Raw genomic sequence first — 12,133 nt, forward strand, 5'->3', positions numbered from 1 at the left:
GCAGATTTAGTATAACAAATGTAGTCGGTCGGTTCAACACTAAAAAAGAAGTGGAAAATATAAATTACTCTGGATTTATATCCAATTTATATGTGAGATTGGCAAATTTATCTAACATATTGGCGACACTACAATACTTTTCCATGGAAAGCTGTATCGCTCTTAGTAGTTTTTCTTCCGGTAATTCTTTTCCCCAGAATTTATAAACGACTTCAATATCAGTGAAAACTCTAGGATGTTCAGCGGCCCTATCCCCTTGCACCGAGATTTCTAATCGATCATACGAGATACGCATCTTTTCTAGAATCGAGACTATGTCCATTCCGCTGCAACCAGCAATTGCCATGAGAACAAGTTCCATAGGACTGGAACCGTATCCTGTTCCTCCTGCAGTGACGCTTGAGTCGATCTGTGTACGTATTTTTGAATGACCTTCTCCCTCAAAATGCATTCCTTTAATATGTTTGACAATAACTTGCATACTTTGCTCCTCCTTAATTTAGCTTTCATAATCGTATCTTATATCATTCCAAAATTCTACAGTATTTATAGAATTATCAAAAATGAATAAACATATGAACATTTCCATTACTATAGGAATCAAGTATGTCACAATAGACCTCCTAAATGAATTAATAATGCTATTTAACTACTAAAAAGTAATTGTGTCATACTGTAAAAGATGCTAAACTATTTTTTGTTAGATTAGAACTTGATGTTTAAATAGAAGGAGTGCGGTAAGGTTGGCAATTCGTATCGGGATTAACGGATTTGGCCGAATTGGTCGAAATGTTTTCCGGGCTGCTTACGGAAGACATGATTTAGAAATTATTGCGGTTAACAATCGATCCTCAGGTGAGATTTTACCCCATCTATTAAAGTATGACTCCGTTCATGGCGTCTTCCCCGCTAAGGTGCAACATACTGAGGGAGGCTTCTATGTTGATGGCAAGTTTATTAAAGTATTCTCCTTTAGCGATCCTGGGGAAATTCCGTGGGGCGAAATGGGAGTCGATGTAGTTATCGAAGCTAGTGGTAAGTTTAATAATGGGACGGCATGTTCAAAGCACTTGCAGAATGGTGCTAAGAAAGTCATTATCACAGCTCCTGCTAAAGAAGAAGATATTACTATTGTCATGGGTGTTAATGAGAAAAAGTATAACTCAGAAAAGCATCATATTATATCGAATGCATCGTGTACAACGAACTGTTTAGCTCCAGTGGCCAAAGTGTTGCATGAAAATTTCAAGATAAAACGAGGATTGATGACTACAGTTCACTCCTATACAAATGACCAGCAAGTCCTAGACCAGTCTCATAAGGATTTAAGGAGAGCACGGGCTGCTGGACTTTCGATTATACCCACAACTACTGGAGCTGCGAAAGCCGTTGCTTTAGTTCTTCCTGAACTGAAAGGAAAACTCAATGGCTTTTCGATGAGGGTTCCAACCCCCAATGTTTCCGTTGTAGATTTAGTCGTAGAAGTAGAGAGAAATACTTCACGTGAAGAAGTTAATGCTGTTCTCCGAGAGGCAAGTCAAGGGGTTCTAGAAGGGATATTAGATTACACTGAGCTCCCTTTGGTTTCTAGCGATTTTAACGGGAGTTCTTCATCGTCCATCATTGATGGATTGTCTACGATGGTCATGGATGAGAGTTTAGTTAAGGTCATCGCATGGTACGATAATGAGTGGGGCTATTCCTGCCGTGTATTGGATCTGGCTGAGTATGTCGGTCGACAACTTTAAACTTATCTCGAAAACAGAAAAGAGCCTTTTAGGCTCTTTTTTGTTGGTCTATTCAGGAAAATCATTCTCATTAATGATGTCAAATGCGATGGCTTGCAGAGATTTTCTTCGAGCCATTGCTTGCTGCCGAATTTTCAAATAGGCTGTTTCTTCATCCCATCCGCACTTTTGAATTAGAATCAGAAGTGCTTGATAGATAGTTTTACGTACCTTGAGATCGTGTCGAAGCTGTTCAAGCTTCTTCTTTTGTTCTTGTTGAATTGCGAATCGTCTTTCGGTGCAGAATATTGCAGTTATTAAATCAAAGGCTCGAAAGGGATGAACAAGAATATCATCCGGAGTATATTGTATAATATCTGGAAGCAAACTCATATCCTCTTGATTGATTCCTACGATCACAGGCGTAAGATTTTGTGATACTAGTGTCTGTAGAAGGTCACAGGCCATCATACCTTGGATATCCCAAGACATGAGAACCAAATCGGGTTCAAAACGATGGACAAGCCGCAAGGCATCTAATCCGTTTTCCGTGGAACCTATAGATTGATAACCAGCAAGTGGCAAAGCTGACTTAAGATCAAGAAGAAATTGTCGGTGATTTCCGATCAGGAGCGCTCGTTTCATCTCTCCTCTTCTCCTTCTGACCCATAAATAGAAAAGCACCCTCTACTTGGCGACTGCGCTGTATTGTTCTTCGCTAGTATTCTCTTGCTCAAGGTGAGAATACGGAGATTTGCTTAGTTTAACTTCACTTTTGAAGTGAAGTGGGAAAATCAATATCGTTAGAGCAATTCCCCCAAGTGATAAGACTGCATATTGCATTGATAAAAAGAAGAAAAGAAAGGGGATTTGTTTTGAAGGTGTTCCGATAGAATAGGAGTAGGGCTTGACAGTTTCCCAGTCTGTATTTTCCCGTTCCCATGTCGGAAGCCCATAATAATCTACAGAATTCATCAATTCACGACCAACCTGAGCAAATGAATCCGCTGAGGATAAGTATATAAAGCCTTTATTGGTATAAATCTTATCTAATTCTAATGGAGCCCCAGTTAAGGGAGCTTTAGTGTAGGTTCTTTCGATTCGGAGGATATCATCAGGATAAATATTTACGTTCCCTTTTTCAGTGACAATGGTATATAGCCCGCGATCAACGAGTTCCATATTGACGACTTTTACATCGAGTAAGTTTACAGCGAATAAGGTGAATATTACAAGGATAAGGCTCAGAATAATGGTTATACCTGAAAGCCGTTCTCGCCCGAGTGATTTAATCTGCTGCATGAACCTTTACACGTCCTTTATAATCTTTACTCTAGTTTAACATCAAGGTCCATTCTACTATAAATCCTCTATACAAACAAATTATTGAGAGCTAAAATACTTCCCAAATCGATTGAGAATCCCGAACAACTCATCCGGGTGAAGGCTAAAGGACGAATTTGGCTGTTCTGAGGGTTTTGGGAAGGGTTTTGAACCTGTGGTCTCTGGAGGAACGACGCAACGAACGAAAATCGTAGCTAGCAATGTAAGGATAAGAATGGGTAATGAGCCTGTAAGCCCAGGAAAACTTAAAATAGGGACAAAGTACCATACTGTCGGTGTAAAAAGTTGGTTGCTAAAATCTGCTGCAATATATACTGCAATATAAAGAGGAGCCTCTGGTGGTAGAACCGTCGGAAATCCTATGGATGACCCTGTAGGGAAAGCGGTAGAAGAAGTGAGAGGTGAGAAGGTTGAACCCCCTTGTAAGGTTGCTTCGTTTCTTTGTCGTGATCCTAAATATTGAAGCAGACTTTGGAGCTCCCCAATTGGCATTTGGATGAATTGGTTCTTAGGAACATCGATTACAGGGATATTATCAATTTTAAAAATGTGCTTGGCAAGGAGTAATATGAATTGGGCACCAATCAATACACCCGAAGCTGAAAAAAGTCTACCACTTATTAAAGGCTGCAGGATACCGATTGATGGGCTACCATGAAGTGTACTAACTCTTGAAGTTATGCTGAGTCCTATGTTTATCGATTCTTCAGATTCTTGCATAATAGATTCAAAGGTGTTCAATTCTATCACCCTCCCTTTCGCTACAATATATGGTAATTGCAATTATTGTGTTCACTCTATTAATATCCGTCTTACCCAATAGAAAAAATGAAGCGCCACAAAGTACGCTTCATTTTTTCTATTGGTCTTACTTGATCAATTTGACTTTTATCGAATGATGTTATTTATGAAGAATTTAAGTGTCTGATTTTACTTGGCAGCCGCTGGTGCCTTTACAGTCGAATCTACATTGAAGAAGAAAGTTGCTTCAGTGGCTTGAGTAATTCCGCCTGCAGCATTGGGTTTAACGCGTAGAGTAATCTTATGTTGACCCGCTGTAGCACTTTTACCAGTCGCATCTCCAAGGGCTTTCACTTGGCGGAAGGCAACTCTTGCAGTAGCACCAGGATCTAGTGATGGAAGATTACCAATCTTGTTAACTTTTTTAGTATCATCACCAACTAATGTAACTTCTAGTTCTACTGGGATATTCATCATTTTTTCTCCTGTTGTGTTCTGTACTGTAGCGATGAGGTCAAAACTCTTTGAATTGATAACCTGACTGGATTTTAAGGTTACCGTGCCATAGGTTAAGTCTTTTGTGAATGAACCGGGTTCGACTGCAAGTCCTAGCATTTTCACTTCGGGGACGACGTTGGCTTTTGTACTGGCATGAGTTGTCTTCCAGAGTGTTACCCCTGCAATCCCTATGAGACAGACTAACAGAACACTTAGCGTTAATGTGAAATATTTGCGATTGATCGCAATAATCTTGGCCATTTCAGCCACCTCCATTATGGATTGTTCTCTTAGAAAAAAGTATGCATGTCTCTTAAAGGACATGCATACTTTTTTGGAAAATAAGAAAATTTATTTTTTCTTTTCCCTGTCTTGATATTGTCGAAGACGGATATCTTGTTCAACGTTCATCCTGAATATTCGGCAGGACTGAATCAATCGCGAAGTCGTTCTTGCCCCTAAGTATTCTTCCATCTCATCTAAGGTGAGATTTGATGTGATAACAGTAGGTAATTGCTCATTGAGTCGGTAGTTGATGATCGAATAGAGACGGTTTCGAGTCCAATCGGTGTAATTATGGGCTCCAAGATCATCTAGGATGAGAATCGGGATTTCTCGAGCTGTATCTAAGAGGTCAAGTTCATTTTCATCCGTTTTATAAGTAGCACGCAACTGATCAAGTAAATCTGGAACAACAACAAAAAGTACTTGTTTTTCATTTTCCATGAGTGCATTGGCGATTGAAGCTGCCAGAAACGTCTTCCCCGCACCGACAGGGCCTGTGAGTAAAAGACCTAGTCCATGGCAATCTTCAAGGCAACGATTCACAAAATCACGAGAAGCATTGAGCGCTTTAAGTGCACCTTCAAGGAAAGTACGGTCTTGAGAATTAGAATAGCTCTGATAGTATTCAGACTGAAACGTATCAAAACGACAATTAAGAAGCCCACGGGCCATACGGGCATGACGGAATTGGTTTTCCATTCGTTTTTGCTGCATGCATATGCAGGGACGAGCAGATTCACCTTCGAGAATAATTCCGCGATCCTGACAAATAGAACAATGCACTGACGATGAAGTAGGGATAACATCCTCACTCTTCGTAGATTGCTCCCGCTTTTTTTTAAGTTCCATCAAATAATCCTCATGCATGATATCCTTAAGAGATTTCATAGAATTCCCTTCTTCCTATTCATATCACTTTTCTAAAGATAAAAGTTTTCATATTTATCAGTCGGAGCTTTGTGGGTCGATTGATTTTGTCCCGGTTTCTTCGTTCGTGACGATTTTTCATGTCGAGCCTGAAAGTAGGCATCATCTGCTTCAACTTCAGCAAGTGTTCGTAGCCCTTTCTTTTCCCATTCTCGTAAAATGGAGTCGAGGTATCGAAAGTTTCGAATTCCTGCCATTACACCTCGTTTAAAAGCACCAAGAATGATTTCTTCAGAGAACTCCGAAGAAATCCATCCACTAATGATTTCACATTCAATCGAGGTTAAAGGACGACCTAATTCTTGCTCAAAGGTTCGAATTACTCGTTCCATAGTTGGGTTATTCGAGAGTTTTGCCTCGGCTTGTTCTGCAATTTGTTTTTGTTGGATCTGTTCCTCTTCAAAGTGTTTTACCTGCTCTATTGCCCATCGCTCAGAAAGTTCATCGATAAGGCCCACGAGACTATAACTTGAAGATGCATTACGTTCATCTGGGTTCCAACGCTTTTCGATGGATAAATAATTTTGCATCATAAGGTGGGCAATCATCTCTTCGACCTGAGATTCCTCTAGATTCATCCGTTGTGCTAGCATCTGAGTTGATGGGTAAGGATTAGTCTCGAGTTCACTCATGATTTGAATAATTAGCAAAGCTTCGATGTGACTGATTTCCAGTTCGGAGTAATGATTAAGAAAATACTTTGGTACACCAACGGTTGCAGAAAAGAAAAGAGCTTGTACAAAGCTCCCATAAAGGTTGAGTTTAGACATTTATGTTCACTCCTCAAAAGGGTAATTTGCACTGAAATCTTCGAAAAAAAGCGAGGAATCAAGATTTTATCTGAAGTATCGGTTTTCATAAATAAAGAGGAAGAGAGAATAAAATAAGTATACCATATAATGGAAGGAGATGTTCCTCTTTATGGCGTATTACTATAGTAAAAGTTCAGATAGGGGGTAAAATTTTATGAGCCAAAGGGAAGAAATATTCCAAATCATTGATAATGCTCATGCACATACTGCTTGGGGTGTCAAACACTGTACGCGGGTTTATCACTTAGCAAAAGAGTTATCGCAACATTTAAGCTTAGATGACGACGTTCTTTATTATTCAGCCATGCTTCATGATACGGGGAGATATCCAGTATACGCTCTATCCAATGTTGATCATGCACTCCGATCCAAAGGAGTTGCGATGAATATCTTGCAGCGAATGGCATTTCCTCCGAATAAAATCCCCAAGGTACTCGAGGCGATAGAATCGCATATGTACTATTCAGAGCCTGGAAGAAGCGATGAAGCTATATACTTACGTGATTCAGATATACTCGATAATTTAGGGAACATCGGTCTCATGCGTCTTTTTAGTCTCATAGGACAAGATGAACTCATTCAGTCCCCTGAGGATGCCATGGAACGGGCCCGCACGTTTGCTGAAGCGTTGCCCAATAAGGTTCACACTAAAACAGGAAGAAGACTTGCGGTCAAACGGCGGGAAGAGATTTTAAGATTCTTATCTGGGATAAAGAAACAAACCTCAGAGTATGCATGGCTCTAATCTGCAAGTTAGGAATGTAAATTACTTTTTCCAAGGGCTTTTTTGTTCATCCAACCAACGGGTAATACTTTCAAGAACTGTGACGACATGTTCTTGATCTTGCGCTTTCTTACCCTGGTCGATAAATACTTTTAAACGATGCTGTAGCCGAGCAAATGACCGATTTACTTGAGCTTGGGAAATGATATTTTTCCCTGACTTGTTCTTTTGCGGGAGGGAAGGAAGTTCATGGATCGTTGAGTCGAGCTGGCTTAGATTGGAACTCTCTAACGCTGGCTCTTTTAGCCATGGTTTGTCGGGAGGATAAGAGATGATTTCATGGGCCATAAAGTCCAGGACTTCACCAAGTTGCGGGTTCAAGGGAGATTTACCGAACTTATCTTGTATAATTTGTGCAAATACTTTTTGGGCCTCTGGTTCACCGTGAATTAAAACGATGTTCTCAGCTCGCTTCCCTAAGCAGGAAAGCCAATGGAGAAGCTGGGCTTGATCTGCATGGGCAGACAATCCTTCTAACCGACGTATATGTGCTCTGACAGCGACCTTTTCACTGTGAATTGAGACCTCCTTAGCGCCTTCTATAATCCTGCGTCCTAGGGTACCTTGTGCTTGATAACCTACAAATAATACGGTTGAATTCTCACGCCATAGATTGTGCTTCAGATGATGCTTAATCCGACCTGCGTCAGCCATACCGCTCGCCGCAATGATAATAGCGCCACCTTCAATCTGGTTTAAAGCCATAGATTCCTCAGTGGTCGAACTGTAGTGGACATTGGGCATGGTTAAGGGATGTTCTCCGCGTTGAATCATGTCCAAAGTTTCGTCATCAAAGTTGTCCGAGTTTTCCTGAAATATTTTTGTAGCAGCAATTGCTAACGGGCTATCAACATAAATCGGTAGGACTGGAATTTGCTTAGAAGTTTGTAGTTTGCGTATATAATACAAAAGATCTTGGGTTCGTTCAATGGCAAATGCAGGAATTACGAGGTTTCCACCCGCTTGATGCGCAGAGCGAATGATTTCAGCTAACTGTTCAAGACGGTTGGCTTTATTTTCGTGAAGACGATCGCCATATGTTGTCTCAACCAGAACGACATCAGCATCACAAAGGATACTCGGATCTTCAATATAAGGCTGATTGGTGTTTCCGATGTCTCCAGAAAATACAAATTTCTTATGATTATCGGGTTCTCGGACTTCAAGTAGAATATGGGCCGAACCTAAAATATGTCCAGCATCATAGAGCGTAAAACTGAGATTTGGGGATAAGGCTACTTCTTGCTCATACTTCAGAGGGATAAAATACTCAAGGCTTTGTCGAGCTTCATCTGCCGTATAAATTGGGGTGAGTAGATCAAGTCGTGCTCGATTGCGTTTACGATTTTTCTGTTGTACTTCCATTTCTTGAATGTGACCGCTATCTGGTAACATAACGGAACATAATTTAACGGTTTGGGTTGTCGCATAGATTTTTCCATGAAAACCACGTTTAATGAGCTTAGGGATTAACCCTGAGTGATCGGTGTGCGCATGAGTGAGTATCAGGGCATCGATCTCAGCTGGGTTGAACGGAAATTCACCGTAATTTAACTCTTTAAGTGCTTTTGAGCCTTGAAACAAACCACAGTCAATAAGCAGTCGGTGTCCTTCAGATTCGACAAGATAGGAAGATCCAGTGACAACTTGTGCTGCACCAAAGAAGCTTATTTTCATATAGCTCTCCTCATCGTTTAATCTATAGTTATGTATTATAGGCTCTACTGTAGAATAACTCAATCAAGCTGAACAATCTTCAACTTAACTGCTTTTAAAGCAGCTTGAGTACGATCCTCGACTTCTAGTTTACGAAATATACTTGAAAGATGATTTTTGACAGTTTTCTCACTGATGTAAAGAGCTTGACCAATTTCGCGGTTTGAAGACCCTTTGACAACATAGGTGAGGATTTCTAACTCTCGCTCGCTCAAACCACAGGTGTTTTTGATCTGAACGGGATGGGATAGCTGCCCAAGGAGCTTACCTGTAACTGCTGGGGAAAGAATGGGTTGCCCTTCATGAACCTTTCGTATTGAATCCACTAGGGTTTTAGGGTCAACATCTTTCAGAAGGTATCCGGCAACTCCTGATTGAAGGACTTGGAATACTTTTTCATCTGAGTCATCCACAGTCAGAACGAGAATTCCAATCAGAGAATTTTCCCGTCGGATGACCTTACATGCTTCCAAGCCATTAACTCCTGGCATGTTCAAATCCATAAGTAAAACATCAAAATCCATGGTCCGGGAGACATTTATTGCTCCTTGCCCGTCCCCCACTTCGCAGACAACTTGAATGCCTTCTTCAAACTCGAGTATTCGTCTTAACCCTTCGCGGAGGAGTGGATGATCATCTGCTATAACTACTCTAATCATTCCAGCCCCTCCTCATGTTTTGTTGGTATTGTAAATTCAAGCGTCGTACCTTTTGCACTTTGAGATTGGATTGAGAACTGACCACTAAACATTTCAACTCTTTCTTTCATTCCGATGAGTCCAAAGTGATCACCAGGGTTTTCAAAAGCTTGCTTCACATTAAACCCGTTTCCGTAATCAGTAATTCGAACCGTAGTCAATTCGTCTTTGAATAAAAGTAGAATTTTTGCCCAGTCTGTGCTGGCGTGCTTGGCGATATTTGTCATTCCTTCTTGAATTAAACGAAATACCGCTACCTCCATTGCAGGAAGTAGTCGCTTTTCTCTTCCTTCAACAAGAAATTCGCAAGTAACGCTGTAAGCTTCTTGGAAATTATCCAGATATTTTTCAAGCGCTGGAATAATTCCTAAATCATCTAAGGCCATAGGACGTAAATCAAAAATGATTCGCCGAATATCTTGTAAATTAGCACGGACAAGATTCTTAAGATCCTTTATTTCAGCCCGCACTCGACTTGGGTCCAGTTCTAATAGCTTTTCCGCAATTTCTAATCGTAAAACAATATTAGCTAAAGTTTGAGCGGGTCCATCGTGAATCTCACGGGCCACTCGGCGTCTTTCCTCTTCTTGAGCACGAATCACTCTTAACCCAATTTCTTGCCTCTGTTCAAGGTTTTGAGTTTGGGATAATTCATTGATCCCCCCATGCAAAAGATTCACAGCTAATGTCACTTGACTTAACAAGTTTTCTGCACGTTCGATGGTCGTTTCCATTTGCCTTAAGGAACGCTCAATCTCATTCCGCCGTGAGCGGAGTTGGAGTTCCTTTGCTTGAAGCAATTGGAGTTGAACTTGAACGTCTTTTGTTTGAGAATAGGTTTCCATCATTTCTTTTTCAGAATATGTCTTATAATCTCGGCTTACCTCCATAAGATGTTGCCGTAAGCGACGCTCAAGTTTTTGTTGCTTTTCCACATTCTTAATCGTGTCGATGATTTCTACCCGGAGCTGGGCAAGTTCTTGAGTGAGGCGCTGAGTTTCTGTACGTGTAATTTCTGCGATATAAAAGATCTCTTCTTTTCCTGATTCAATTGCCTTAAGTGTATTGTGCATGATTGTGCCCAAGCGGTCAGCCAATGTAGTCCCTCATTTCAGCTTTGACTTTCTCTTTTCAGTATTCGACATAAGAAATTCATTTTCCTACTAAGAATATCGGAAAAAGCGAGCTGAAAGACCAGGATTTCTATATTAACGCATAACCTGACGTAAACCGCGCTCTAAACGCCGTGGAAAAAGCAAATCACCTTTTAAACAAATATAGATACTCCATCCTTCTTTTTTCATGTTAGTTTTTAAGTGACGAATATCCTCGGCTTCTTGTTCGCTAGAGGTTTCCTGAATGTAGACGAGCACTTTATCGACCTGAGCATAGAAGGTATTTTTTCCAATGACAGCATTCCAACGTATAGCTGAGTTCGGGAAATATCGCTTAAGGACCTGTGCAAGGCGATCTCCATCCTGAGGAATCTGAGAGGTTCGAACATCTCGCAATTTCCTCGAAGGAGAGGTTTTCTGATCTTGAGATACTTCATTCGATGTGATTTCTGACTTGTAGGACATAGACTTAGTTGAGTTTTTGCTTTGTGGAGGGATCACAGGAACTGGATTCGAGACCGTCCCAGAATTTACTTTCCTAGGGTTAAAACGGAATGGGTCCCTACGTGGCAGAGGAAAATCAATCGTTGGCTCAGTAGTAATGGAAGCGGATTTAGTAGTGAACTCTACTTCTGGATTAACAAGAATATCCATTTGATCTGGGGTAGGCATACTTTTGGAAATCGAGGTAACATCCATCACTGAAATGGGATCATCTTTAATATCTAATCTGAGTTCAGATAAGTTTTCAGAAATATGTTCACAAATCAAATCAGTGTCTGAAATGGATAATGGCTCAGAGTTTTGCTCTGAAGGCTTCGTATACGACATAACTTTATTCAAGGTTTCATGACCACTTAGGGTGTCAACGTGTAAATCATGGTCTTGTAAATCTTGCTCATGTAATTCTGTAAATGGTGAGCTTTGATCTGGTAATTCTAATTCATCAGAGCTTGAATTTATAGGATTCAATAGATGCTGTCGCAAGGAGACGGGAAGAATGGTGGCATCTTGAGTGCATGGTATAGGAATCCATCCTCCATTTAAGACAACCTTAGAGCTTAGGGTAGGAGAGGCAACTTCTGCTTGTGATAAAGTACTTGTTTGGTTAAGTGAAGGATTTGTCCTTAACGTAGTTTTCATGGCCGGAACAGCTAAGGGGCTTGGAAATCCCGATAAAATCATTTCATTCATGAGCTGATAAAAGTTCGGAAAGTTCTCAATGACACGCGGATCAGGAAGACGTTGTTCAACAAGCTGGCGAATTCCGTCCACTAAGGCTTCTTCGGGAAGCTCTACCATTTCCTGAAAGAATAGAACAATTTTCTCCACAGCTTGTCGTCCCTGATAAAATTCAGAATCGGCATCATTTCCAGAAAGTAGGCTGACCGTGAATAGTTTTTCAATAAATAAATCAATCCATTCTTGAACTTCTTGGTCGTTACGGAAAAAGGCTTCCATGTTTGTCCACCTCCATGTACCTCTT

At 40.7% G+C, this 12,133-nt stretch carries 13 protein-coding genes; 2 read left to right on the forward strand and 11 right to left on the reverse strand.

The features are described from left to right. Positions 1–64 precede the first annotated feature (64 nt). Positions 65–481 (reverse strand): OsmC family protein, encoded by a 417-nt coding sequence (locus ACZ42W_RS10900; RefSeq protein ID WP_464170725.1) that lies wholly within the window; start codon positions 479–481, stop codon positions 65–67. A 262-nt stretch (positions 482–743) separates the two neighbouring features. Between ACZ42W_RS10900 and gap the strand changes: the two genes are divergently transcribed. Next, positions 744–1,748: a type I glyceraldehyde-3-phosphate dehydrogenase gene (gene gap, locus ACZ42W_RS10905; RefSeq protein ID WP_464170727.1), complete on the forward strand. Its 1,005-nt coding sequence runs from the start codon at positions 744–746 to the stop codon at positions 1,746–1,748. 48 nt (positions 1,749–1,796) lie between these two features. On the opposite strand, the gene ACZ42W_RS10910 is transcribed toward gap, so the two are convergent. From ACZ42W_RS10910 to ACZ42W_RS10935, 6 genes are all read right to left on the reverse strand, one after another. Beyond that, positions 1,797–2,372: an ANTAR domain-containing response regulator gene (locus ACZ42W_RS10910; RefSeq protein ID WP_464170729.1), complete on the reverse strand. Its 576-nt coding sequence runs from the start codon at positions 2,370–2,372 to the stop codon at positions 1,797–1,799. Between the two features lie 42 nt (positions 2,373–2,414). Then, positions 2,415–3,029, reverse strand: coding sequence for a hypothetical protein (locus ACZ42W_RS10915; RefSeq protein WP_464170731.1), 615 nt, complete (start codon positions 3,027–3,029; stop codon positions 2,415–2,417). An 81-nt stretch (positions 3,030–3,110) separates the two neighbouring features. Further along, entirely contained in the window at positions 3,111–3,812 is a 702-nt protein-coding gene (locus tag ACZ42W_RS10920) for a hypothetical protein (protein ID WP_464170733.1), read from the reverse strand. Between the two features lie 189 nt (positions 3,813–4,001). Next, positions 4,002–4,571, reverse strand: a complete 570-nt coding sequence (locus ACZ42W_RS10925) for a hypothetical protein (RefSeq protein ID WP_464170735.1) — start codon at positions 4,569–4,571, stop codon at positions 4,002–4,004. 90 nt (positions 4,572–4,661) lie between these two features. Next, positions 4,662–5,483: an ATP-binding protein gene (locus tag ACZ42W_RS10930; RefSeq protein ID WP_464170737.1), complete on the reverse strand. Its 822-nt coding sequence runs from the start codon at positions 5,481–5,483 to the stop codon at positions 4,662–4,664. Between the two features lie 32 nt (positions 5,484–5,515). After that, positions 5,516–6,292, reverse strand: coding sequence for a DnaD domain-containing protein (locus tag ACZ42W_RS10935; protein WP_464170739.1), 777 nt, complete (start codon positions 6,290–6,292; stop codon positions 5,516–5,518). Positions 6,293–6,488: 196 nt separating this feature from the next. On the opposite strand from ACZ42W_RS10935, the gene ACZ42W_RS10940 reads away from it, so the two are divergent. After that, positions 6,489–7,079 carry an HD domain-containing protein gene (locus ACZ42W_RS10940; RefSeq protein WP_464170741.1) on the forward strand — a complete coding sequence of 197 codons (591 nt, stop codon included), beginning with the start codon at positions 6,489–6,491 and terminating at the stop codon, positions 7,077–7,079. Positions 7,080–7,100: 21 nt separating this feature from the next. Here ACZ42W_RS10940 and ACZ42W_RS10945 read toward each other — a convergent pair whose 3' ends face one another. The 4 genes from ACZ42W_RS10945 to ACZ42W_RS10960 form a co-directional block, all read right to left on the reverse strand. Beyond that, entirely contained in the window at positions 7,101–8,795 is a 1,695-nt protein-coding gene (locus ACZ42W_RS10945) for an MBL fold metallo-hydrolase (protein WP_464170743.1), read from the reverse strand. A 59-nt stretch (positions 8,796–8,854) separates the two neighbouring features. Continuing rightward, entirely contained in the window at positions 8,855–9,493 is a 639-nt protein-coding gene (locus ACZ42W_RS10950; protein ID WP_464170745.1) for a response regulator, read from the reverse strand. Then, positions 9,490–10,629: a sensor histidine kinase gene (locus tag ACZ42W_RS10955; RefSeq protein WP_464170747.1), complete on the reverse strand. Its 1,140-nt coding sequence runs from the start codon at positions 10,627–10,629 to the stop codon at positions 9,490–9,492. Before ACZ42W_RS10955 ends, ACZ42W_RS10950 begins: the two co-directional genes overlap by 4 nt. Positions 10,630–10,740: 111 nt before the next feature. Further along, positions 10,741–12,108, reverse strand: coding sequence for a hypothetical protein (locus ACZ42W_RS10960; protein WP_464170749.1), 1,368 nt, complete (start codon positions 12,106–12,108; stop codon positions 10,741–10,743). Positions 12,109–12,133 lie beyond the last annotated feature (25 nt).

Source organism: Desulfitobacterium elongatum (assembly GCF_055378975.1).